The sequence below is a fragment of the Agrobacterium sp. LEGMi-208b genome, assembly GCF_059511785.1.
In genome coordinates this window covers 168,405-190,736 of sequence record NZ_CM183445.1, presented here as the reverse complement: position 1 = coordinate 190,736, position 22,332 = coordinate 168,405, and the positions used below count along the sequence as shown (strand labels likewise).

The 22,332-nt window shown below is 59.4% G+C and carries 23 protein-coding genes; 19 read left to right on the top strand and 4 right to left on the bottom strand.

Going from position 1 to position 22,332, the window contains the following annotated elements; all coding sequences use genetic code 11:
• Positions 1–7 precede the first annotated feature (7 nt).
• The 3 genes from AC5YUO_RS00960 to AC5YUO_RS00950 are packed head-to-tail and all read right to left on the bottom strand — an operon-like array spanning position 8 to position 2,411.
• Positions 8–1,207, bottom strand: coding sequence for a GNAT family N-acetyltransferase (locus AC5YUO_RS00960; protein WP_496153950.1), 1,200 nt, complete (start codon positions 1,205–1,207; stop codon positions 8–10).
• Entirely contained in the window at positions 1,204–1,944 is a 741-nt protein-coding gene (locus AC5YUO_RS00955) for a glycerophosphodiester phosphodiesterase (protein ID WP_496153949.1), read from the bottom strand. The genes AC5YUO_RS00960 and AC5YUO_RS00955 overlap by 4 nt, the downstream gene beginning before the upstream one ends.
• Positions 1,941–2,411: a RidA family protein gene (locus tag AC5YUO_RS00950; protein WP_279655271.1), complete on the bottom strand. Its 471-nt coding sequence runs from the start codon at positions 2,409–2,411 to the stop codon at positions 1,941–1,943. Before AC5YUO_RS00950 ends, AC5YUO_RS00955 begins: the two co-directional genes overlap by 4 nt.
• A 116-nt stretch (positions 2,412–2,527) precedes the next feature.
• Here AC5YUO_RS00950 and AC5YUO_RS00945 point away from each other — a divergent pair, with 116 nt between their 5' ends.
• The 19 genes from AC5YUO_RS00945 to AC5YUO_RS00855 all read left to right on the top strand — a co-directional run bounded on the left by AC5YUO_RS00945 (position 2,528) and on the right by AC5YUO_RS00855 (position 20,669).
• Positions 2,528–3,370: a cell envelope integrity EipB family protein gene (locus AC5YUO_RS00945; RefSeq protein WP_496153948.1), complete on the top strand. Its 843-nt coding sequence runs from the start codon at positions 2,528–2,530 to the stop codon at positions 3,368–3,370.
• Positions 3,371–3,563: 193 nt separating this feature from the next.
• The gene (rpsB, locus tag AC5YUO_RS00940) at positions 3,564–4,331 is read left to right on the top strand and encodes a 30S ribosomal protein S2 (RefSeq protein ID WP_269710387.1); all 768 of its coding nucleotides are present in this window, start codon (positions 3,564–3,566) and stop codon (positions 4,329–4,331) included.
• A gap of 362 nt (positions 4,332–4,693) precedes the next feature.
• On the top strand, positions 4,694–5,620 hold the full coding sequence (gene tsf / locus AC5YUO_RS00935; protein WP_142839686.1) for a translation elongation factor Ts: 927 nt from the start codon (positions 4,694–4,696) through the stop codon (positions 5,618–5,620).
• Between the two features lie 97 nt (positions 5,621–5,717).
• Positions 5,718–6,440, top strand: a complete 723-nt coding sequence (pyrH, locus tag AC5YUO_RS00930) for a UMP kinase (protein WP_003502561.1) — start codon at positions 5,718–5,720, stop codon at positions 6,438–6,440.
• A 61-nt stretch (positions 6,441–6,501) separates the two neighbouring features.
• Positions 6,502–7,059 (top strand): ribosome recycling factor, encoded by a 558-nt coding sequence (gene frr, locus AC5YUO_RS00925; protein ID WP_003521407.1) that lies wholly within the window; start codon positions 6,502–6,504, stop codon positions 7,057–7,059.
• A 65-nt stretch (positions 7,060–7,124) separates the two neighbouring features.
• Positions 7,125–7,868, top strand: coding sequence for an isoprenyl transferase (locus tag AC5YUO_RS00920; RefSeq protein WP_496153947.1), 744 nt, complete (start codon positions 7,125–7,127; stop codon positions 7,866–7,868).
• Positions 7,868–8,701 carry a phosphatidate cytidylyltransferase gene (locus AC5YUO_RS00915; protein WP_496153946.1) on the top strand — a complete coding sequence of 278 codons (834 nt, stop codon included), beginning with the start codon at positions 7,868–7,870 and terminating at the stop codon, positions 8,699–8,701. The genes AC5YUO_RS00920 and AC5YUO_RS00915 overlap by 1 nt, the downstream gene beginning before the upstream one ends.
• A 49-nt stretch (positions 8,702–8,750) precedes the next feature.
• A complete protein-coding gene (rseP, locus tag AC5YUO_RS00910) occupies positions 8,751–9,872 on the top strand; it encodes an RIP metalloprotease RseP (protein WP_496154879.1) in 1,122 nt (373 codons plus the stop codon).
• A gap of 199 nt (positions 9,873–10,071) precedes the next feature.
• Positions 10,072–12,396 (top strand): outer membrane protein assembly factor BamA, encoded by a 2,325-nt coding sequence (gene bamA / locus AC5YUO_RS00905; RefSeq protein WP_496153945.1) that lies wholly within the window; start codon positions 10,072–10,074, stop codon positions 12,394–12,396.
• Between the two features lie 49 nt (positions 12,397–12,445).
• Complete coding sequence (gene lpxD / locus AC5YUO_RS00900; RefSeq protein ID WP_496153944.1) at positions 12,446–13,513, top strand: UDP-3-O-(3-hydroxymyristoyl)glucosamine N-acyltransferase; 1,068 nt, start codon at positions 12,446–12,448, stop codon at positions 13,511–13,513.
• Entirely contained in the window at positions 13,506–13,973 is a 468-nt protein-coding gene (gene fabZ, locus AC5YUO_RS00895) for a 3-hydroxyacyl-ACP dehydratase FabZ (protein WP_149146525.1), read from the top strand. The genes lpxD and fabZ overlap by 8 nt, the downstream gene beginning before the upstream one ends.
• Complete coding sequence (gene lpxA / locus AC5YUO_RS00890; RefSeq protein ID WP_149741415.1) at positions 13,970–14,785, top strand: acyl-ACP--UDP-N-acetylglucosamine O-acyltransferase; 816 nt, start codon at positions 13,970–13,972, stop codon at positions 14,783–14,785. The genes fabZ and lpxA overlap by 4 nt, the downstream gene beginning before the upstream one ends.
• A gap of 3 nt (positions 14,786–14,788) precedes the next feature.
• Positions 14,789–15,661: an LpxI family protein gene (locus AC5YUO_RS00885; RefSeq protein WP_496153943.1), complete on the top strand. Its 873-nt coding sequence runs from the start codon at positions 14,789–14,791 to the stop codon at positions 15,659–15,661.
• Between the two features lie 4 nt (positions 15,662–15,665).
• Positions 15,666–16,838 carry a lipid-A-disaccharide synthase gene (gene lpxB, locus AC5YUO_RS00880; RefSeq protein ID WP_496153942.1) on the top strand — a complete coding sequence of 391 codons (1,173 nt, stop codon included), beginning with the start codon at positions 15,666–15,668 and terminating at the stop codon, positions 16,836–16,838.
• A gap of 208 nt (positions 16,839–17,046) precedes the next feature.
• A complete protein-coding gene (locus tag AC5YUO_RS00875) occupies positions 17,047–17,757 on the top strand; it encodes a GntR family transcriptional regulator (protein WP_496153941.1) in 711 nt (236 codons plus the stop codon).
• A gap of 6 nt (positions 17,758–17,763) precedes the next feature.
• Complete coding sequence (locus AC5YUO_RS00870) at positions 17,764–18,549, top strand: transporter substrate-binding domain-containing protein (RefSeq protein WP_496153940.1); 786 nt, start codon at positions 17,764–17,766, stop codon at positions 18,547–18,549.
• Between the two features lie 80 nt (positions 18,550–18,629).
• A complete protein-coding gene (locus AC5YUO_RS00865) occupies positions 18,630–19,301 on the top strand; it encodes an amino acid ABC transporter permease (RefSeq protein WP_400812355.1) in 672 nt (223 codons plus the stop codon).
• Positions 19,298–19,957: an amino acid ABC transporter permease gene (locus AC5YUO_RS00860; protein WP_003521390.1), complete on the top strand. Its 660-nt coding sequence runs from the start codon at positions 19,298–19,300 to the stop codon at positions 19,955–19,957. The genes AC5YUO_RS00865 and AC5YUO_RS00860 overlap by 4 nt, the downstream gene beginning before the upstream one ends.
• Positions 19,935–20,669, top strand: coding sequence for an amino acid ABC transporter ATP-binding protein (locus AC5YUO_RS00855; protein WP_496153939.1), 735 nt, complete (start codon positions 19,935–19,937; stop codon positions 20,667–20,669). Before AC5YUO_RS00860 ends, AC5YUO_RS00855 begins: the two co-directional genes overlap by 23 nt.
• Before the next feature lie 75 nt (positions 20,670–20,744).
• Here the strand turns inward: AC5YUO_RS00855 and gltA are convergent, their stop codons facing one another.
• Positions 20,745–22,034 (bottom strand): citrate synthase, encoded by a 1,290-nt coding sequence (gene gltA, locus AC5YUO_RS00850; protein WP_003502585.1) that lies wholly within the window; start codon positions 22,032–22,034, stop codon positions 20,745–20,747.
• Positions 22,035–22,332: the final 298 nt, after the last annotated feature.

Here is a 22,332-nt window from a genome sequence, read left to right as displayed (position 1 = left end):
TCGCGGACTATGCGTCCGGTTCCTGTTCCTGTCTCTCGCCCTTGCGGAAGGGCGTGTGTTCATCAAGATAATCGCCAATATGCTCGACCTCTTCGCGCTCGCGCTGAAGATAATCGGCAATGGCGCGGCGCAGGCCCGGATGGGCGATGAAATGCGCCGAATGGGTGGTGACCGGCACGTAACCGCGCGCCAGCTTATGCTCGCCCTGGGCGCCGGCTTCCACCCGCTTTAATCCCCTGGAAAGCGCGAAATCGATCGCCTGATGGTAGCAGACCTCGAAATGCAGGAAGGGGTGATCCTCGATGCAGCCCCAGTGGCGGCCATAAAGCGCATCCGAACCGATGAAGTTGATCGCACCGGCAATATAGCGCCCCTCGCGTTTCGCCATCACCAGCAGCACGTCATCGGCCATGCGTTCGCCGATCAGCGAATAAAATTTCCGCGTCAGATAGGGCCGGCCCCATTTGCGGCTGCCGGTATCCATGTAGAAGGCGAAGAACTGGTCCCAGATATCCTCGGTCAGATCGCTTCCGGTCAGCCAGTCGATCTCGATGTCGTTTTCCAGTGCCGCGCGGCGTTCCTTTTTCAGCCCCTTGCGCTTGCGCGAGGACAGGGCTTCGAGAAAATCATTATGGTCGCGATAACCGTTATTGATGAAATGGAACTGCTGGTCGGTCCTGTGCAGGAAATCCCGGGGTAGAAGGGCGGAAAGGTCGTCTTCCTGCAGAAACGTGACATGCGCGGAGGAAACGCCGATCTTTTCCGTCACCTGTGCGAGACCGGAGGCCAGAAGCGGCTTGAAGCGCGTGGCGTCCGCCGTTTCTGCAACAAGGAGCCGCGGCCCGGTCGCAGGCGTGAAGGGCACCGCGCATTGCAGTTTCGGATAATAATGGCCGCCGGCCCGCTCGAAAGCATCCGCCCAGCCATGGTCGAACACATATTCGCCCTGGCTGTGGTTCTTCAGATAGGCCGGAACAGCGCCGACGAGCGTGCCCGCAACATCTTCGAGCAGCAGGTGATGTCCAAGCCAGCCGGTCTTTGCCGTAGCCGAGCCTGACTCTTCCATTGATGATAAAAATTCATGGGAAATAAAAGGATTGTAGTATTTTCCTGATGTATTGCGCGAAGTTCCGGAAAGCCGTTTCCAGCTTTCCGGATCGATATCCCCGAAGGATTGCGCAATGCTGATGGAATAGTCTTCTGTCATGCCGTGGCGGACGGGTTCTCTCTCGGGTCGAAACCTTCGAATGTCATCTGGTCCGCATACTTATAGGTAGTCTCACGCGCATTTTCATCCCTGACCGTCCAGGTAATCACCGGAAGCCCGAGTTTTCTTTGCGCTTCGATGAAACTGTTGGGCAGGTGACCCCAATGATAGGAGATGAAATCGAGCCCCAGCTGCATCGCTTCGTCATGCTTGAAGAAGTCTTCCGGCTTGTCGCCTTCGGCCGTGAGGCCGAGCGGCCAGGGCGAACCCGCAGCCTTCAGGTCTTTCAGCAGGTGATGATCGAAGCTCATCAGCGCCACATGGCCCTTATAGCCTTCGAGATCGTCCAGCACCGCCTCCGCAAAACCGTCATCGACGCCTTCGCCGGCGCGGCCTTTCAGCTCGATCACCAACGGCACCTTGCCGGCTGTGAGCGCCAGAAGCTGCTTGAGGGTAGGGACCCGGTCCTTGGTCTGACCAACGGCAAGCAGAGAAAGTTCGGCCGATGTGCGTTCCCGCACGTCGCCCTTTATACCTGTCAGCCGGGCCATATCGTCATCGTGAAAAATCACCGGCACGCTGTCGGCCGCCAGCTGTACGTCGCATTCAATGGCGAAACCGGCCTCGATGGCGCGGGAAAAGGCGGAGAGCGTATTTTCCCAGACCGCCTTGTTGAGATCGTGATAACCGCGATGGGCGACGGGCTCAGCCGTCAGCCAGGAAAGCTTGAGCGTCATACGTCGATTTCCACGATGGCGTCGATTTCGACGGATGCATTGAAGGGCAGGCAGGCCATGCCGACGGCGGCGCGGGCATGTTTGCCGGGCTCACCGAGAACATTGGCGATGAGATTGGAAGCGCCGTTGATGACGAGGTGCTGTTCCACGAACTCGGGAACCGACGCAACAAAGCCGTTCAGCTTGATGACACGGCGGATTTTCGACAGATCGCCATTCAAAGCGGCCTTGACCTGTGCGAGAATGTTGACGGCGCATAATTCGGCCGCGCGCTGGGCGCCCGCGACGTCGACATCGCGGCCAACGAGGCCCGTCACCGCAATCTTGCCCGATTCCATCGGCAGTTGACCCGATACATAAAGCAGATTGCCGCTGATGGTGAACGGAACGTAGTTTGCGGCTGGTGCTGCCGCGACTGGAAGCGTAAAGCCAAGTTCCTTGAGGCGGCCTTCGATGACGTCCGACATTTTCGTCTCCGGTTTTGTTGTAAATCCTTCAAGAATCCGGCATTCAGAAGATGTTGATCCAAAAGCCGGGCGGTTGCTTGTACAATATGAGCAGCGAGTCCAACAGGAGATATTGCATGTTTGTCAGGACGCTTGGTTTCGTTGCCGCAACAGGGCTTATGACCGGCCTGTCAAACGCTGCCAATGCCTTGCCCGTCGCGGTTCCGGATCTCATTGCGCATCGCGCCATCTACGATCTCGAACTCAAGGATGCGTCGGATCGCTCCGGCATCGAGGGCATGACGGGCCGCATGGTCTATGAATTCACCGGCTCGGCCTGTCAGGGTTACAAGACGGATTTCCGTTTCGTGACGCAGATCAACACGGGCGACGCCGTGCGCATGACCGATCAGCAGACCACGACCTTTGAAGATCTCGCGGCCAAAAAATTCACCTTCGAGACAAAGTCCTACACAGACGACAAGCTGGACAAGGAAGTGCAGGGGGCCGCAACCGAAGGCACCGATGGCGTGAAGATCGATCTCACCCGCCCAGATGCCCGTCAGGTGAGCCTCGTCGCCAGCGAATTCCCGACACAACATATGTTTCAGGTCATCGAAAATGCCCGTCAGGGCAAGCGCATTTTTGAATCGCGCATTTTCGACGGTTCGGATGACGGCGATGAAAGCCTGATCACGTCCACGCTGGTCGGCAAATCGCAGACACCGAAGGACGGCGATGCGGACGCCGGCAAGGCGGGCGAATTCGCCAAGGCCGCTTACTGGCCGGTGACCATCGCTTATTACAACGACAAGACCGGCACCGACGCCCTGCCGATCTATCGCATGTCGTTCAAGCTCTACGAAAACGGAATCACCCGCGACCTGACGATGGATTACGGCGATTTCGTTCTGACGGGTAAGCTTGCAAAGCTCGATATCCTCAAGCCCGAGACCTGCGAAAACAAGCCGGTTCGCTGAAACGCGGGCGGTTCTCGCGGTTTTTTTGCATAAACGCTTGCATTTTCACGCGGGCAACTGTATGCGGCTCACCATTCCACACGCGAAGCTTGGGATGTTCCGGGAGAAATCCGGTCCGTTCCGCCCGGTGGTGTCGATGACAATCGACGCTGTTCGCTTCGCGGGGGTTAAACCGGAAAAGGAGTAACAAGGCATGGCATTGCCCGATTTTTCTATGCGTCAGCTTCTGGAAGCTGGTGTTCACTTCGGCCACCAGACGCACCGCTGGAACCCGAAGATGAAGCCGTACATCTTCGGCGACCGTAACAACATCCACATCATCGACCTGGCTCAGACCGTTCCGATGCTGTCGCGCGCCCTTCAGGTCGTGTCCGACACCGTCGCTCGCGGCGGCCGCGTTCTGTTCGTCGGCACCAAGCGCCAGGCGTCGGAAATCATCGCCGACAGCGCAAAGCGTTCGGCCCAGTATTACGTCAACTCCCGCTGGCTCGGCGGCATGATGACCAACTGGAAGACCATCTCCAACTCGATCCAGCGTCTGCGCAAGGTTGACGAGATCCTGAACTCGGAAGCTTCCGGCTATTCCAAGAAGGAACGCCTGAACCTCGAGCGCGAGCGCGAAAAGCTTGAAAAGGCTCTCGGCGGTATCCGCGATATGGGCGGCGTTCCGGATCTGATGTTCATCATCGACACCAACAAGGAAAAGATCGCGATCGAAGAAGCCAAGCGCCTTGGCATTCCGGTCGTTGCGATCATCGACTCGAACTGCGACCCGGATCACATCGACTACCCGATCCCGGGTAACGACGATGCTTCGCGCGCCATCTCGCTTTATTGCGACCTGATCGCCCGCGCTGCCATCGACGGTATCGCCCGTCAGCAGGGCGCTTCCGGCCGCGACATCGGCGCTGCCGAAGAAGCTCCGATCGAGCCCGCTCTCGAAGACGAGGCTGGCGCCTGATTTAGGCCCTGTCTGGCGGCGATTTCTTGATCGCCGTCTCCTCGACCAGGATATGACAAGGCCGTCAAAGACCTTCAACGGGTTGACGGCCTTGTTCGTTTCATACCGCTCCGCCACGCTTTTTAGGAAACTGCAGGCGTCCGATGTGGTTGAAACGGAAGGCAGTCTTCATAACGCTGTCACACTTCGGCGGCACCCATCATTTCGATGCATGGAGACGCCGCAGCACTTGGGAATGCGCATACCCCTTTCCTGAAATCCTCTCCGGTTTCAAAGGGTGTGCGGCCGGGTACACTCATCACCCAGAAATTCGGCACGGCAAATTCAGCCGGCTGACCGATCGAACCGATAAGAGGCAAACAATGACCGAAATCACAGCCGCAATGGTGAAGGAACTGCGCGAGAAATCCGGCGCAGGCATGATGGACTGCAAGAAGGCTCTTGCTGAAACCAATGGCGACATGGAAGCGGCGATCGACTGGCTGCGCGCCAAGGGCATCGCAAAGGCTGACAAGAAGTCCGGCCGCACGGCTGCCGAAGGTCTGATCGGCGTCGCCACCATGGGTCACAAGGCTGTTGTTGTCGAACTCAACTCCGAGACCGACTTCGTTGCCCGTAACGATGCGTTCCAGGATCTCATCCGCGGTATCGCCCAGGTTGCCCTGACGACCGACGGCACCGTTGAGGCTGTTTCCGCCGCCAACTACCCGGCGACCGGCAAGAACGTTTCCGACAGCATCAAGGACGCGATTGCGACGATCGGCGAAAACATGACGCTCCGCCGCTCGGCTGCACTCGAAGTGCCGCACGGTGTTGTTGCGACCTACGTCCACAACGCTGCCGGCGACGGCATCGGCAAGCTCGGCGTTCTCGTTGCCCTGAAGTCGGAAGGCGACAAGGCTGTCCTGAACTCGATCGGCCGTCAGGTTGCCATGCACATCGCTGCGACCAACCCGCTCGCCATCCGCGCTGAAGAAGTCGACGCCGCCGTTGCCGAGCGCGAGCGCAACGTCTTCATCGAACAGGCTCGCGAATCCGGCAAGCCGGAAGCCATCATCGAAAAGATGGTTGATGGCCGCATGCGCAAGTTCTTCGAAGAAGTCGCCCTTCTGTCGCAGGCTTTCGTCATCAACCCCGACATCACCGTCGGCGCTGCCGTCAAGGAAGCTGAAAAGGAAGCTGGCGCCTCCATCGAAGTGACCGGCATGGTTCGCCTGCTGCTCGGCGAAGGCGTCGAGAAGGAAGAAAGCGATTTCGCAGCAGAAGTCGCAGCAGTCGCCAAGGGCTGATTATATTTACCCAATCTTGGGAAAACGGGAGGGCATCGCGTGACAACGCGGTGCCCTTCGTGTATCCGCGTTTCGGTTACATTTCCGAGGAGTCATGATGTCTTCTAAGCCGATCTACAAACGCGTTCTTCTCAAGGCTTCCGGCGAAGCCCTCATGGGCGATCAGGGTTTCGGTATCGATGTGGCGGTGGCCGACCGTATCGCCTCCGATATCGCCGAGGCGAGGGCGATGGGCGTTGAAGTCGGCGTTGTCGTCGGCGGCGGTAATATCTTCCGCGGCGTCGCCGTGGCATCCAAGGGTGGCGACCGGGTCACCGGCGACCATATGGGCATGCTGGCAACCGTCATCAACGCGCTGGCGCTGGCAACCTCGCTGCGCAAGCTCAGCATCGACACCGTCGTTCTCTCCGCAATCGCCATGCCTGAAATCTGTGAGAGCTTCTCGCAGCGTGCCGCCCTTCACCATCTGGCCCAGGGCCGCGTGGTGATTTTCGCCGGCGGCACCGGCAACCCGTTCTTCACCACCGATTCCGCTGCGGCGCTGCGCGCCGCCGAAATGGGTGCAGAAGCGATCTTCAAGGGCACCCAGGTGGATGGCATCTACTCCGCCGACCCCAAGAAGGATCCGACAGCGACCCGTTTCGACGAACTGACCCACAGCGAAGTACTCGGCAAGGGGCTGGCGGTCATGGATATCGCTGCCGTGGCGCTTGCCCGCGAAAACCACATCCCGATCATTGTTTTCTCGATCCACGAGAAGGGCGGTTTCGCGCAGATATTGACCGGCGGCGGCCGCAAGACCATCGTGCACGACAAATAATCCAAAACGATGCCGCCCCTGGGGCGAATACGGCCGCTGGCCGACAAGATGGAGTATCAAGATGAGTGGTGTTGACCTCAACGATATCAAGCGCCGTATGGACGGTGCCATCAATGCATTCAAGAGCGATATCGCATCGCTGCGCACCGGCCGCGCTTCGGCCAATATTCTCGATCCGGTCACCATCGAGGCCTATGGCTCGCGCGTTCCGCTCAACCAGGTTGCGAATATCACCGTGCCGGAGCCGCGCATGCTCGGCGTCAACATCTGGGACAAGTCGATGGTCAACGCCGTCGACCGGGCGATCCGCGAGTCCAATCTCGGCCTCAACCCCATCGTCGACGGCCAGAACCTGCGCATTCCGCTGCCTGAACTCAACGAAGAGCGCCGCAAATCGCTCGTCAAGGTGGCCCATGATTATGCCGAAAAGTCCAAGGTGGCGATTCGCCATGTGCGCCGTGATGGCATGGACGGTCTGAAAAAAGCCGAAAAGGACGGTGACATCGGTCAGGACGAAAGCCGTGGACAGTCGGAAAAAGTGCAGAAAATGACCGACGACACGATTTCGGAAATTGACCGCTTGCTTGCCGAGAAGGAAAAGGAAATCATGCAGGTCTGATATCGCTTGCGATAGACCTGTATTTTATTCGTTTTAATTCCGCGCTGCCCTGTTACTGGATCGATATGCCGACGACGACACGTTCCTCCATACCCGAGCACGTCGCCATCATCATGGATGGCAATGGACGCTGGGCAAAGCAGCGCGGTCTTCCGCGCGTGATGGGGCATCGCCGCGGGGTGGAGGCGGTGCGCGAGACCGTGCGTGCGGCTGGCGAATGTGGCATCAGCTATCTGACGCTGTTCGCCTTCTCTTCGGAAAACTGGCGCAGGCCCGAAGCCGAGGTGAGCGATCTGATGGGCCTTCTGAAGGCCTTCATCCGTCGTGACCTTGCGGAACTGCATCGCGAAAATGTCCGCGTGAGGATCATCGGCGACCGGCAGGGGCTGAAGACCGACATACGCTCTCTCCTCGAAGAGGCGGAGCAGATGACGGCTGATAATACCAAGCTCACGCTGGTGATCGCCTTTAATTACGGCAGCCGTGACGAGATCGCCCGCGCGACAGCGTCAATCGCCCGTGATGTCGCCGAAGGCCGGCTCGATGCCGCTTCGATCACGCCGGAGATGATTTCGGCCCGGCTCGACACCTCGGGCATGCCGGATCCGGATATCATCATCCGCACCAGCGGCGAAGAGCGCCTGTCTAACTTCCTGCTCTGGCAGGCGGCCTATTCCGAGTTCCTGTTCGTGCCCGAATATTGGCCGGACTTCGACCGCCAGCGATTCTTCTCCGCAATCGAGCAATATGCAACGCGTGACCGCCGTTTCGGTGCACTCACCGAGCAGGTTGCCGTGGCAGGCGCCTGATGAGCCGTGAACTCAGACTGCGGATCGTATCCGCAATCTTCATGGCGGCGGTCATTCTGGCCGCGACCTGGTATGGCGGCATCCTCTTCCGCATCGTCGCGGGCCTTCTGGCGATTCTCATCTATTATGAATGGTCGACGATTACCCGGCTGTCGGAGGCCAACTCGACCGGCAATGCCTGGGGCTGGTTCGCGGTCGCGGTCATCGCCGGCAATACGATTTTCGGCGAATCCTCGCTCGATCTGCCGCTCTTATCCGGCTTCACGCTGACCGCGGCGCTGTTTCCGGTTTTGCGCGGCAAGAACTGGTGGCTGGTGGGCGGCATTTTTTATGCGGGTCTGAGCGGCATATCGCTGGCAGCCATTCGTGGTGACGAGCTGACGGGCTTCGTGTCCATACTGTTCATTTTCGCCGTCGTCTGGTCGACGGATATCCTCGCCTATTTCGTCGGGCGCGCCATTGGCGGGCCAAAGCTCGCACCTTCGATCTCGCCCGGCAAGACCTGGTCCGGCGCGATCGGCGGGGCGGTGGCGGCCGTGATCGGCGGCGGCGCGGTGTCCATGGCCTATCACGGCAGGATCAGCCTGCTGGTGCTGGGGCTCGCGCTTGTCCTTTCGGTGTTCAGCCAGATCGGCGACCTTTTCGAATCCTTCGTGAAACGGCGTTTCCAGGTCAAGGATTCCAGCCATCTCATTCCGGGCCATGGCGGCTTCATGGACCGTGTTGACGGTCTTGTTTTCGCCTGCTTTACGGTATTCCTCATAGCTTTCGTGCATGCGGCGGCAACTGGCGACGTTCCCGGATCGGGTGGCGGCCTGTTGCCGGGCTTCTAGGCGGCGCGGAAGATCACGACACAAAGGGCAGATTGTCATGAACACAGTAATGGCGGCGACCGGCTTTCTGACCGGTTATATCGTGCCCTTCATCCTGGTGCTGTCCCTGCTCGTTTTCGTTCATGAGATGGGTCATTACCTTGTCGGCCGCTGGTGTGGCATTCGCTCCACGGCCTTCTCCATCGGTTTTGGCCCGGAGCTGATCGGTTTCACCGACAAGCGCGGCACAAGATGGAAGATTTCCGCGATCCCGCTCGGCGGTTACGTCAAGTTCTTCGGCGACGAGGATGCCGCCAGCAAGCCGGATAGTTCCGGCCTGTCGCACATGTCGCTTGAGGAGAGGGCGCAGACGCTTTCCGGTGCTAAGCTGTGGAAAAGGGCGGCGACGGTCGCTGCAGGCCCGATCGCCAATTTCATTCTCGCCATTCTCATCTTCGCAGTGCTCTTCGGCATCTATGGCCGGATGATCGCCGATCCGGTCGTGGCGGAAGTGCGTGAAAACAGTGCCGCCGCAGCGGCCGGCGTGCAGCCCGGCGACCGGCTGGTGGCGATCGATGGCGAAAAAGTGATGACCTTCGAGGATGTCCGTCGTTATGTCGGCATCCGCCCGGGCACGCCGATCACCGTCACGGTCGAAAGGGCGGGCGAGGAGCTGAAGCTGCCGATGGTGCCGACCCGCACCGAAACCACAGACCAGTTCGGCAACAAGCTGGAAATGGGCATTATCGGCATCGTCACCGACCAGACCAGCGGCAATTTCCGCCACATCGAATATTCGCCGTCCGAGGCGGTGGTCGAGGGCGTGCGCGAAACGGGCCACGTCATCACCGGTACCTTCAACTATATAGGCAACCTCGTGACCGGGCGCATGAATGCCGATCAGCTGGGCGGCCCGGTGCGTGTGGCGCAGGCATCCGGCCAGATGGCGACGCTTGGCATTTCCGCCGTTATCCAGCTTGCCGCGGTTCTTTCCGTCTCCATCGGTCTGTTGAACCTGATGCCTGTGCCGGTTCTGGATGGCGGGCATCTGGTGTTCTACGCCATCGAGGCCATTCGCGGCCGGCCGCTTGGCGCGGGCGCGCAGGAAGTCGCGTTCCGTATCGGCATGATGATGATTTTGGGTCTTATGGTTTTTGCAACATGGAATGATATCAGCAGCTTGATCGGCTGAGGATTGTGTTTTAACGGTTTTGTTAGTTATTTGTTTACCTTGTTTTTATGCCGAAGTGGCGAATGAGCCACTCTGAAGCACGAAGTAAACAGAATTTAACGTTCACGCTTGCTTGTAGGGGAAAAGCAGGTAAAACGACGCACATGGCCGGAGTCGGGTTCCGCCCGCTGAGGGACAACGTAAAAAGGTAAGAATTGAAATGAAGGCTGGTTCAAGATTTTTGAACGCTGTGTCGGCGGTTGCTCTGTCTGCCGGTGTTGCTTCGGTTGCGGGCCTTGGCGTGCTTGCCTCTGCTGGCGCTGCAAATGCGGCCGTCATCAGCAGGATCGATGTTCGCGGGGCCGACAGGTCCGGTGCGGACTCCGTGCGTTCCAACATCACCATTGCGCCGGGTAAGAACTTTTCCAATTCGGACATCGATGAATCGGTGAAGCGTCTTTACGCCACCGGTTATTTCTCGAATGTCTCCATGCGCGTTTCCGGCAGCACGCTGGTCGTGACCGTCAATGAGAACCAGCTCGTCAACCAGGTGGTCTTCAACGGTAACCGCAAGATCAAGGACGACAAGCTCGCCGGCGTCGTGCAGACCCAGTCGCTTGGCCCGTTCAATCAGGCCATCGTGACGGCGGATATCGCTCGCATCAAGGAAGCCTATGCCGCCATCGGCCGTAGCGATGTTGAAGTCACCACGCAGACCGTTTCCGTCGGTCAGGGCCGTGTGAACATTGCTTTCGTCATCAATGAAGGCGAGCGTACGAAGATCGGCCGCATCGATTTCGTCGGCAACAATGCCTATAGCGATGGTCGCCTGGCCGCCGTCATCAACACCAAGAAGTCCAATATGCTGTCGTTCCTGACGCGTAAGGACGTTTACAACGAGGACAAGCTGCGCGCCGACGAAGAGGCGCTGCGCCAGTTCTATTACAACCGCGGTTACGCCGACTTCCGTGTCGTGTCCTCCGAGGCTGTGCTGGACGAGTCCAAGAACGAGTACACCATCTCCATCACGGTCGATGAAGGTCAGCGTTACAACTTCGGCAACGTCGCGGTCGAATCGACCGTTCCGGGCGTCGATGGTTCGGAACTGCAGGGCCTCGTGGAAACCCGTCAGGGTGGCAGCTACAGCGCCAAGGAAGTTCAGCAGAGCATGGAAGCGATTTCCAAGCGCGTGGCTGGTGAAGGTTATCCCTTCGCCCGCGTGACGCCGCGCGGCGACCGCGACATGGCTGGCAACACCATCGGTGTGACCTATATCGTCGATCAGGGCGAGCGCGCCTATGTCGAGCGCATCGAAATCCGCGGCAACACCCGTACGCGTGACTATGTCATCCGCCGCGAGTTCGATATTTCCGAAGGCGATGCGTTCAACCAGACGGTCATCACGGCTGCAAAGCGCCGCCTCGAAGCGCTCGGTTATTTCTCGAAGGTCAATATCTCGACCGCCGGCGGCAGTGCGCCTGACCGCGTCGTGATCGTTGTCGACGTGGAAGACCAGTCGACGGGTTCGTTCGGTATCGGCGCCGGTTATTCGCAGAACGACGGCGTGCTGCTCGAAGCCTCCATCGAAGAAAAGAACTTCCTCGGTCGCGGCCAGTATATCCGTCTCGCCGCCGGTGCGGGTGAAGATGATGCGCGCAGCTACACGCTGTCCTTCACGGAGCCCTATTTCCTCGGTTACCGTCTTGCCGCAGGTTTCGATCTGTTCAAGAGCCAGAGCCGCAGCGAAGACTATTACGACTACGACGAGCAGGGCTTCTCGCTGCGTGTGACCGCGCCGATCACCGAGGACCTCTCGACGACGTTCAAGTACACCTACAAGCAGATCAATTATGACGGTGAGGGCGACTGGGAAACCGGCAGCAATCTTGCCGAGCCTTACAAGGACTTGATCCGTGGCGGTGACTGGACGCAGTCCATCATTTCGAACACGCTGAACTACAATACGCTCGATGACCGCAACATGCCGCGTGAAGGCTGGCAGGCTGCTCTGACGAACGAATTTGCAGGTCTCGGCGGCGATTCCGAATATTACAAGATTTACGCCAAGGCGCGCTTCTTCTACACGCTCTCGGACGAGTACGACGTCATCGGTTCGATCACCGGCCAGGCCGGTCACGTGATGCCGACGGGCGACAATCTGCTGGTCTTCGACCAGTTCAAGTTCGGCGGCCGTCAGGTTCGCGGCTTCAAGAACGACGGTATTGGTCCGCGCATCGGTTCCGACTCCATCGGCGGCACGACCTATTTCGCCGCTTCTGCTGAAGTCACGGCTCCGATGCCTGGCGTTCCGGAAGATTTCGGCCTGCGCCTCGCTGGCTTCGTGGATGCGGGCACGCTGTACGGCAACAAGGTTGCCAACAGTGCAGGTGTCAAGGACGACAACTCCATCCGCGCATCCGCCGGTGTCGGCGTTATGTGGGCGTCGCCCTTCGGTCCGATCCGCGTCGACTACGCTGTACCGATCGCCAAGGAAGACTACGACGAGGAACAGCGTTTCCGGTTTGGCATGTCCAACACTTTCTGATATCGGCAGTCCAGAACTGCAACTTTGAACGTTCTGGAGTTTCCGGCTGATGGAATACAACGCCTTTTTTCCGCCCCACGAGGGACTGCGATTGAAAGATATCGCAGACCGTTTTGGGGCGGAACTGTCTGACGACGCGGCGGGAGAGCGGATTATCAGGTCCGTTTCGCCGGTCTATCGGGCAAAACCCGATCAGCTCTGCTATATTCTTTCGCGCAAGAACCGCGATGAGCTGCAGACCTGCGAAGCTGGCGCCGTCATTTGTGACGCCGCGCTTGTAGACATGCTTCCGTCCAACACCCCTGCATTGATATCGAAAAACCCGCACACGCTTTTTGCGCAGGTGGGCGCCTTGCTGCATCCTTCCGCCATGCGTCCCGGTCCGATTGCACGGATGGAAGCTGAAATTTCCCATGCTGCGCATGTCGATCCCTCTGCGAAGCTGGAGGCTGGCGTCATCGTCGAGGCGCTCGCTGTGATCGGAGCCGGTGCCCATATCGGTGCTGGAACGCGGATCGGTCCCGGCGTCATCATCGGGCAGGATGTGCAGATCGGACGCGATTGCACCATTGCCGGCGGCGCAAGTGTTCTTGCCGCGCTCATCGGCAATAATGTGATCATCCATAACGGCGCGCGCATCGGTCAGGACGGTTTCGGTTATGCGCCCGGTCCGCGCGGCATGCTGAAGATCGTGCAGATCGGCCGGGTCATAATTCAGGACAATGTCGAGATTGGCGCCAACACCACGATCGATCGCGGTACCATGGATGACACGGTCATCGGCGAAGGCACCAAGATCGACAATCAGGTCCAGATCGGCCACAACGTGCGCATCGGCCGCCATTGCGGCATTGTCAGCAAGGTCGGCATTGCGGGCAGCACCCGCATCGGCGACGGCGTGATGATTGGCGGTGCGGCCGGCATCAATGGCCATATCAACATTGGCGACGGCGTACAGATCGCGGCGATGAGCGGTGTTGTGGCGGACGTACCGGCAGGCGCCCGTTATGGTGGCACGCCTGCGCGTCCAATGAAATATTTCCTGCGCGACATGGCCGAAATTCTGGCGCGCGCTGAAGGGCGTGATAAAAAAACAGGAGAGAAAAACAATGACTGAAGAAACGAAGACGACGCTCGGCGCGGCTGATATTCTGGAAGTCATGAAGCTTCTGCCGCATCGTTATCCGTTCTTGCTGATCGACAAGATCATCGAGATCGACGGTAACAATTCGGCGATCGGCATCAAGAATGTGACTGTCAATGAGCCGCATTTCACCGGTCACTTCCCGGACCGGCCGATCATGCCGGGCGTTCTGATCGTCGAAGCCATGGCCCAGACGGCGGGGGCGATCTGCGCTCGTAGCCAGGGCGAGGGTGGCCACCTGGTTTACTTCATGACAATCGACAATGCGCGGTTCCGCAAACCCGTCGTGCCCGGCGATCGTCTGGAAATTCATGTCGTCAAGCAGCGTCAGCGCGGCAATGTCTTTAAATTCCATTGCGAGGCAAAGGTGGACGGCGCGCTGGTGGCGGAGGCCGATGTCGGCGCCATGATGATCCCCGAGGATCAGCAATGAGCACGATTGCCGCCTCGGCCAGAATTCATCCGACGGCCGTGATCGAAGACGGTGCTGTGATCGGTGAAAACGTCGTCATCGGTGCGCTGAGCTATGTCGGCGCGAAAGTCACGCTGCATGACGATGTCCGGCTTCACAATCACGCCGTTGTTTCCGGCCTGACCGTCATCGGTCGCGGCTCGGTCATCCATTCGATGGCGGTCATCGGCGGCACGCCGCAGGCGGTTCGTCACGATGGTTCGGAAACGACGCTCGAGATCGGTGAACGCTGCATTATGCGCGAAGGCGTGACGATGAATGCCGGCAGTTCCGACGGCAGCGGCAAGACCATTGTCGGTGACGATAATCTCTTCCTCGCCAATTCGCATGTGGCGCATGATTGCCGCCTCGGCAGCCATATCATCCTGTCCAATAATGTGATGCTGGCGGGTCATGTCACCATCGAAGACCGCGCTATCCTGGGCGGCGGTTGCGCCGTGCATCAGTTCACCCGCATCGGCCGTCAGGCTTTCATCGGCGGGCTGTCGGCGGTCAATTACGATGTCATTCCCTATGGCATGCTGAATGGCAATCCCGGCATTCTCGGTGGCCTGAACGTCGTCGGCATGACCCGTGCCGGCATCGAGCGCGCGGATATCCACAAGGTAAGACGCGTTTACAAGGCGATTTTCGAGGCCGAGGGTACGATCCGCGGCAATGCCGCGGCCATAGACCGTAACGACTATCTGGATTGCCCGCAGGCGCTTGAAGTCATCGATTTCATCGGTGCGGATAGCGACCGCGCGATCTCTTCGCCCAACCGGGGCAAGTGAGCCGTGACAGGCGGCGGGCGTCTCGCCATCGTGGCCGGTAGCGGCCAGTTGCCGCTTTATGTGGCCACCGCCGCCCGTGAGATGGGTGAAAACCCCTTCATTGTGCGGCTGCGCGATGATTCCCGTTTCGACTGGAGCGGTTTTGATAATGCCGTCATCAGTGTCGGCGATGTCGCAGGTCTTGGCCGTCTGCTGAGTGAAAACCGGGTAGACCGTGTCGTACTGTCCGGCGCTGTGGCGCGGCGGCCGGAATGGCGCGAGATCCGCCCCACAATCGGCATCCTGCTCAAACTGCCGTCCATTGTCAGAACGCTGCTCTCGAGCGGCGATGATGCCGTTCTGCAGATGGTTATCAAGATCATCGGCACGCTCGGCGCAAAGGTCATTGGCGCTCACGAAATCGCGCCCGGCCTGCTGGCTGCAATAGGCCCTTTCGGTGCGCAAAAGCCTGCGGAGGATGATCTGCGGGATATACGCAAGGCGGCTGAGGCCGCTCTTGCACTTGGCAAGCTGGATGTGGGGCAGGGCGCGGTCGCCGTGGGAGGCCGTATCGTCGCGCTGGAAGGCGTTGAGGGCACGGATGCCATGCTGGCGCGCGTCGCGGCATTGCGCGCCGAAGGACGTATATCCCCGCGCCGCAGGGGTGTGCTCGTAAAGCTCTGCAAGCCGCAGCAGGATGTGCGCGCCGACCTGCCGACAATCGGTGTGGAAACGGTGGAGAATGCGCGAAAGGCCGGGCTGGCGGGCATCGCCGTTGAAGCCGGGCGGGCGCTGGTACTCGATCGCGAGGCGATGTTGAAAGCGGCCGACGAGGCGGGCATATTCATCTGCGGCATCGATACGTCACTTGGCGGAGACATGATGGGGGAGGCTTGATCGGATGACGGCGGCATTAAAAGTGGCAGTCATAGCCGGGGAGGTGTCCGGTGATCTTCTGGGTGCGGATCTAATCCGGTCGCTCAAGGCCCGATATACGGGGCCTGTCGAGCTGGTGGGTGTCGGCGGTGAGGCGCTGGAAGCGCAGGGGCTGGTTTCCCTGTTCGACTATTCCGAACTCTCCATCATGGGCTTCACGCAGGTTCTGAAAAAGCTGCCGAAGCTCATTGCGCGGATCAATCAGACCGCAGCCGCCATCGCCGCTGCAAGGCCCGACATTCTGCTGATCATCGACAGCCCGGATTTCACCCATCGCGTTGCGAAGAAAATCCGCCGGCAACTGCCGCATCTGCCTGTCGTCAACTACGTCTGCCCGAGCGTCTGGGCGTGGAAGGAATATCGCGCCACCGCGATGCTGTCCTATGTCGATCACGTACTGGCCCTGCTGCCGTTCGAGCCGGAAGCCATGCGCCGTCTCGGTGGCCCGCCGACCACCTTTGTCGGCCATCGCCTCAGCGTGGATACCGATGTGCTCTCGGTGCGGCAGAAGCGTGCGGAACGCTCTCTTCCGGCAGATGGCGAAGCGAAGACCATCCTTCTCTTGCCAGGCTCCCGTTCCACTGAAACGACGCGGCTGATGGAGCCGTTTCAGGCGGCGGCGAGAGCTTTTGTCGAGCGCAACGGTCAGACGCGGTTTCTTTTGCCCACCGTGCCGCGCCAGGAAAAACGCATCCGCGAACTGGCAGCCTCATGGCCGGAGGATATCAGGCCCGAAATCGGTGTCGATTCCGCTTTCAAATGGAATGCCTTTGCTGAAGCCGATGCGGCGATCGCCGCCTCCGGCACGGTCATTCTGGAACTCGCACTTGCAGGCGTGCCGACGATCTCGGTCTACAAGACCGACTGGATTTTCACCATGCTGAGCAAGCGGGTGAAGACCTGGACGGGCGCCCTGCCGAACCTGATTGCCGATTACGCCGTCGTGCCGGAATATTTCAACGAGGTGGTAAGGGCTGGCTCGATGCTGCGCTGGGCCGAGCGCCTGTCTTCCGAGACCATCGAACGACGGGCAATGCTGGAAGGTTATGCGCTGGTACAGCAGCGTTTGCACACGGATGTGCCTCCGGGCGAAACCGGTGCGGCCATTCTTCTCGATGTCCTCAAGAGCAAGAAATAGCCCCTCAGTATAACCCCATTCGCCACGACTTCAGCTGCCGGAACGCCCATTTGCCGGTGGCTGATTTTGGCTGCCGTCCTGCCGCTGATGCAGGCAGGCGAGGGATCGATTTTGCTGCATTTGATCGTTAGGTCGGCAAGCGGCTGACGATCTGACGGTTCCGGGCCCATGAATTTCCGTCTGGCACACCTCTTGCTTTCAATCTTGTATGCAAGATAGCCATACATCCGAAAGCGCCCAGAGCGCGGTAGAAGACGCAATCATCTCCGGCATCCTTTCCGCGCGCATCCGTCCGGGAACCCGTCTCAGCGAGAACCAGCTCGCCAGCCTCTTCAGCGTGTCGCGCACGCGCATTCGCGAAGCGATGATGCGGCTGGAGACGCGCGGCATCGTCACCGTCAGCCCGCGCCGCGGCTGGTTCGTGGTGGAGCCTTCCGCCGAAGAATCGATCAAGGTCTATGAGGCGCGGCGCATCATCGAATATGGGCTGTTGCGCAATCTTTCCAGCGTCAGCCCGGAAGGCATCGCTATCCTTGCCGATCATCTCGATGAGGAGAAGGCGGCGATTGCCAAGGGCGACCGCCAGCGGCTGACCTGCCTGATGGGCGATTTCCACATTCGCATCGCCGAAATCGCCGGAAACGACATCATCGTCGAAACGCTGCGCGACCTGACGGCCAGAACCATTCTCATCTCCATGCTCTACCAGTCCGATTTCCATGCACAGCAATCGCATGACGGACATTGCCGTATCTTCGAGGCGATCAAGGCTGCCGATTTCCACGCCGCCGCCGAACTCGCCATCCGCCACCTCGACGAGGTCGAAACCGGTCTTGACCTCACCCGCAGGCCTGACCCGCTTTATGAGCTTCGTAACTCCCTTTCATTGCAGCCTCTTTCCCCAAGCCCCAAGGAGTAGTTTCCCATGTTTTCCAGACGTTCATTGCTTGCCATCGCCGCGATTTCGGCAACGCTCGGTTTTTCGCCGACAGCCTTTGCCGATGCGCTCAGCGATATCACCGCGCGCGGCACTATCCGTGTTGCGGTCCCGCAGGATTTTCCACCCTTTGGCAGCGTCGGCACGGATATGGCCCCGCAGGGTTATGATATCGACGTGGCCAATCTCATCGGCGAGAAGCTTGGCGTGAAGGTCGAGCTGGTGCCGGTCACCAGCGCCAACCGCGTTCCCTATTTGCAAACCAACAAGGTCGATCTCGTCATTTCGAGCCTCGGCAAAAACCCGGACCGTGAAAAGGTCATCGACTTCTCCACCGCCTATGCGCCTTTCTTCAACGGCGTGTTTGCGCCGGATTCAGTTGCCGTCACCAAGGCGGAAGACCTGTCGGGCAAGACCATTGGCGTCACCCGTGGCGCGGTCGAGGATCTGGAGCTGACCAAGGTTGCGCCGGCCGATACGACCATCAAGCGTTATGAGGATAATAACGGCACGATCTCCGCCTTCCTCGCCGGTCAGGTGGAAGCCGTGGCCACCGGCAATGTCGTGGCCGCCGCCATTCTCGCCAAGAACCCGCCGAAGCGTCCCGAGCTGAAATTCCTGATCAAGAATTCGCCCTGCTATATCGGCCTGAACAAGGAACAGCCGGCGCTGCTGGAAAAGGTCAACGCCATCATCGCGACTGCAAAGACTGACGGTTCGCTGAACACCATCGCGCAGAAGTGGCTGAAAACCGATCTTCCGAAGGATCTCTGAGCAACCCGGCAAATCCATGCGCCGGTCCTGTCTGATCCCGGCCCGGCGCATGGTTTGTCCTCCCCGAAAGGAAATATCGGGTGAAATACACATTCGATTTTGGATGGCTTCTCGATTATTACCCGCAGATCGCCAAGGGTATCGTCATCACGCTGGAATTGATCGCCATCGGTGGCGTTCTTGGCATCGCGCTCGGCATATTCTGCGCCTGGGTGCGCGCGCTCGGGCCTAAATGGCTGCGGCCACCGGTTGCGACCTATGTGGAGCTCATTCGCAATACGCCATTTCTCATACAATTGTTTTTTATCTTTTTCGGCCTGCCGTCGCTTGGCCTGCAACTGTCGGAACTGAGCGCGGCCAACATCGCCATGGTGGTCAATCTCGGGGCCTATAGCTGCGAAATCATCCGTGCCGGCATTCAGGCGACGCCCAAGGGGCAGTTCGAGGCCGGGGCAAGCCTTGCCATGACCCGTTTCGAAACCTTCCGGCATGTGGTGCTGGTGCCGTCCCTGCAACGCATCTGGCCGGCGCTGTCGTCGCAGGTGGTGATCGTCATGCTCGGCTCCTCGGTCGTGTCGCAGATTGCCGCCGAAGACCTGACCTTCGCGGCCAATTTCATCCAGTCGCGCACCTTCCGCGCCTTCGAAGCCTACATGGTCTCCACCGTCATCTATCTCGTGCTGGCCATTCTGTTGAGGCAGGTGCTGGTCATGGGCGGCAACCTCATCTTTCCGCGCAGGAGTGTCCGATGATCGAATTCTCCACCTGGGATATTCTCAGAAACCTGCTGCTCGCCACGCGCTGGACCGTGCTGCTGTCGCTCGTCTCCTTTGCCGGCGGTGGCCTTGTGGCGCTGCTTCTGCTGTTCATGCGCATTTCCCGCAAGAAATCGATGCGGGCTTTTGCGCGTTATTATGTCGAGCTTTTCCAGGGCACGCCGCTTTTGATGCAGCTTTTCATCGCCTTTTTCGGCCTTGGCCTGTTCGGCATCGATGTGCCGGCCTGGCTGGCGGCGGGCCTGACGCTGATCCTGTGGGCGGCCGCCTTTCTCACCGAAATCTGGCGCGGCTGCGTCGAATCCGTCGCGAAAGGCCAGTGGGAGGCATCGGCAAGCCTTGCCATGGGACGCCTGCAACAGATGCGTTACGTCATCCTGCCGCAGGCCATGCGGGTGGCCATTCCACCGACCGTCGGTTTCTTCGTGCAGGTCATCAAGGGAACGGCCGTGACCTCGATTATCGGCTTCGTGGAACTCTCCAAGGCCGGCACGGTCGTCACCAACGCCACCTTCCAGCCCTTCACCGTTTATGGCCTCGTCGCCCTCATCTATTTCGCGCTGTGCTGGCCTCTGTCGAAGAGCAGCCAGATCCTCGAAAGGAAGCTCAATGTCGCTCATCGAAATCACTGAAGTCCGGAAAAGCTACGGCAGCAACGAGGTTTTGAAAGGCATCAACCTCGACGTGGAGCCGGGTGAAGTCATCGCCATCATCGGCAAGAGCGGATCGGGCAAGTCGACCTTGCTTCGCTGCATCAACGGGCTGGAAACGATCTCGGCCGGTTCCATATCGGTGGCCGGCGCGCAGCTTCTCGAAGACGATCTGCATCTGAAAGCCCTGCGGCTGAAGGTCGGCATGATTTTCCAGCAGTTCAATCTCTTCCCGCACCAGACGGTCGGCGGCAACGTCATGCTGTCTCAGATGGTGGTGAAGAAGACACCGAAACCTGAAGCGGAAGCCGTTGCCCGCAAGATGCTGGAGCGGGTCGGGCTGGCGCATAAGTTCGATGCCTATCCCGATGAATTGTCCGGCGGTCAGCAGCAGCGCGTCGCCATTGCCCGCGCACTCGCCATGCAGCCGATCGCGCTTCTTTGCGACGAGATTACCTCGGCGCTCGATCCCGAGCTGGTCTCGGAGGTGCTGGCGGTGGTGCGTGAACTGGCCGGCGAAGGCATGACGCTGCTGATGGTCACGCATGAAATGAAATTTGCGCGTGACGTCTGCTCCCGCGTCGTTTTCATGCACGAGGGCAGGGTGCATGAAGTCGGCCCGCCGGAAGAGGTGTTCTGCAATCCCGCCACGCCCGAGCTCAAGCAGTTTCTCGGCGTTGCCGCGCGGCACTGACGACATTTGGACGCCCAAAGAAAAAGGCCGGCGGGTGAAAACCTGCCGGCCTTTGATCTTAGAGGGTTTCGCGGCTTAACGCTTCGAAACCGGAACGTAATCGCGCTTGCCGGCGCCCGTATAGAGCTGGCGCGGACGGCCGATGCGCTGCTGAGGATCTTCGATCATTTCGTTCCACTGCGCGATCCAGCCGACGGTGCGGGCAAGAGCGAAGAGAACGGTGAACATGGTCGTGGGGAAGCCGAGCGCCTTCAGCGTGATGCCCGAATAGAAGTCGACATTCGGGTATAGCTTCTTTTCGACGAAATAGGGGTCGGAAAGGGCGATCTTTTCCAGTTCCAGCGCGACCTGCATGATCGGATCGTCGGAATTGCCGGTGGCTTCCAGCACTTCGTACATCGTCTTCTGCATGATCTTGGCGCGCGGGTCGTAGTTCTTGTAGACGCGGTGGCCAAAGCCCATCAGGCGGAACGGATCGTTCTTGTCCTTGGCGCGGGCGATATACTCAGGAATACGGTCAACCGTGCCGATTTCGTTGAGCATGTTGAGCGCCGCTTCGTTGGCGCCGCCGTGAGCCGGGCCCCAGAGGCAGGCGATGCCAGCCGCGATACAGGCGAACGGATTTGCACCCGACGAACCGGCAAGACGCACCGTGGAGGTGGAGGCGTTCTGCTCGTGATCGGCATGCAGGATGAAGATGCGGTCCATGGCGCGGGCCAGAACCGGGTCCACCTTGTAGTCCTCGCACGGCACGGCAAAGCACATGTGCAGGAAGTTGGAGGCGTAATCCAGATCGTTCTTCGGATAAACGAAGGGCTGGCCGATATGGTACTTGTAAGCCATGGCGGCGATCGTCGGCATCTTCGCGATCATGCGCAGCGAGGCGACCATGCGCTGGTGCGGATCGGTGATGTCGGTCGAGTCGTGGTAGAAGGCCGAGAGAGCGCCGACCGTGCCGCACATGACGGCCATCGGATGCGCATCGCGACGATAGCCGGTGAAGAAGCGGCTCATCTGCTCATGCACCATGGTGTGGCGCGTGACACGGGTGTCGAAATCCTTCTTCTGCGCAGCCGTCGGCAGTTCGCCGTAGAGCAGCAGGTAGCAGGTTTCCAGGAAGTCGCCCTGTTCGGCGAGCTGCTCGATGGGGAAACCACGATGCAGGAGAACGCCCTCGTCACCGTCGATATAGGTGATCTTGGATTCGCAGGAGGCCGTCGACGTGAAACCCGGGTCGTAGGTGAAGGAGCCCGTGTGTTTATACAGCGTGGCGATATCGACGACGCTTGGTCCAATCGTGCCTTCCCTGACCGGGAGTTCCACCTGCTTTTCGCCAAGTGTCACTGTAGCGCTTTTTTCCGTCATACTGATCCTCCGAGAACATGCGGGTGGGGGCGCTGAGACACGCCCCGCGGTTAAGCGTCTACCGATTAGCTATATGATCCTGGCGCCGATGCCAAGCTATCCAAAGGTCAAATTGTGCATTGCGGCAAACGCAATGACGTTGCTTTTTGCTTTCTTGATCATGGCAATTCAATCTCGGTCAACGCCGGGTTAAAGGAAAGCATTGCAATCCCTCGCGTCCGCCTGCAAACCTGTTTCCGGTGCGGCAGGGGCGCGGCGCGGATTGCTCGGTCAAGGGGAAAAACAGCATTTCGGATAT

What these genes read in the sequence shown, in the direction of transcription:
- AC5YUO_RS00960 (WP_496153950.1), bottom strand. Translation starts at nt 1,207, where the DNA reads ATGACAGAAGACTATTCCATCAGCATTGCGCAATCCTTCGGGGATATC.
- AC5YUO_RS00955 (WP_496153949.1), bottom strand. Translation starts at nt 1,944, where the DNA reads ATGACGCTCAAGCTTTCCTGGCTGACGGCTGAGCCCGTCGCCCATCGC.
- AC5YUO_RS00950 (WP_279655271.1), bottom strand. Translation starts at nt 2,411, where the DNA reads ATGTCGGACGTCATCGAAGGCCGCCTCAAGGAACTTGGCTTTACGCTT.
- AC5YUO_RS00945 (WP_496153948.1), top strand. Translation starts at nt 2,528, where the DNA reads ATGTTTGTCAGGACGCTTGGTTTCGTTGCCGCAACAGGGCTTATGACC.
- rpsB (WP_269710387.1), top strand. Translation starts at nt 3,564, where the DNA reads ATGGCATTGCCCGATTTTTCTATGCGTCAGCTTCTGGAAGCTGGTGTT.
- tsf (WP_142839686.1), top strand. Translation starts at nt 4,694, where the DNA reads ATGACCGAAATCACAGCCGCAATGGTGAAGGAACTGCGCGAGAAATCC.
- pyrH (WP_003502561.1), top strand. Translation starts at nt 5,718, where the DNA reads ATGTCTTCTAAGCCGATCTACAAACGCGTTCTTCTCAAGGCTTCCGGC.
- frr (WP_003521407.1), top strand. Translation starts at nt 6,502, where the DNA reads ATGAGTGGTGTTGACCTCAACGATATCAAGCGCCGTATGGACGGTGCC.
- AC5YUO_RS00920 (WP_496153947.1), top strand. Translation starts at nt 7,125, where the DNA reads ATGCCGACGACGACACGTTCCTCCATACCCGAGCACGTCGCCATCATC.
- AC5YUO_RS00915 (WP_496153946.1), top strand. Translation starts at nt 7,868, where the DNA reads ATGAGCCGTGAACTCAGACTGCGGATCGTATCCGCAATCTTCATGGCG.
- rseP (WP_496154879.1), top strand. Translation starts at nt 8,751, where the DNA reads ATGGCGGCGACCGGCTTTCTGACCGGTTATATCGTGCCCTTCATCCTG.
- bamA (WP_496153945.1), top strand. Translation starts at nt 10,072, where the DNA reads ATGAAGGCTGGTTCAAGATTTTTGAACGCTGTGTCGGCGGTTGCTCTG.
- lpxD (WP_496153944.1), top strand. Translation starts at nt 12,446, where the DNA reads ATGGAATACAACGCCTTTTTTCCGCCCCACGAGGGACTGCGATTGAAA.
- fabZ (WP_149146525.1), top strand. Translation starts at nt 13,506, where the DNA reads ATGACTGAAGAAACGAAGACGACGCTCGGCGCGGCTGATATTCTGGAA.
- lpxA (WP_149741415.1), top strand. Translation starts at nt 13,970, where the DNA reads ATGAGCACGATTGCCGCCTCGGCCAGAATTCATCCGACGGCCGTGATC.
- lpxB (WP_496153942.1), top strand. Translation starts at nt 15,666, where the DNA reads ATGACGGCGGCATTAAAAGTGGCAGTCATAGCCGGGGAGGTGTCCGGT.
- AC5YUO_RS00875 (WP_496153941.1), top strand. Translation starts at nt 17,047, where the DNA reads ATGCAAGATAGCCATACATCCGAAAGCGCCCAGAGCGCGGTAGAAGAC.
- AC5YUO_RS00870 (WP_496153940.1), top strand. Translation starts at nt 17,764, where the DNA reads ATGTTTTCCAGACGTTCATTGCTTGCCATCGCCGCGATTTCGGCAACG.
- AC5YUO_RS00860 (WP_003521390.1), top strand. Translation starts at nt 19,298, where the DNA reads ATGATCGAATTCTCCACCTGGGATATTCTCAGAAACCTGCTGCTCGCC.
- AC5YUO_RS00855 (WP_496153939.1), top strand. Translation starts at nt 19,935, where the DNA reads ATGTCGCTCATCGAAATCACTGAAGTCCGGAAAAGCTACGGCAGCAAC.
- gltA (WP_003502585.1), bottom strand. Translation starts at nt 22,034, where the DNA reads ATGACGGAAAAAAGCGCTACAGTGACACTTGGCGAAAAGCAGGTGGAA.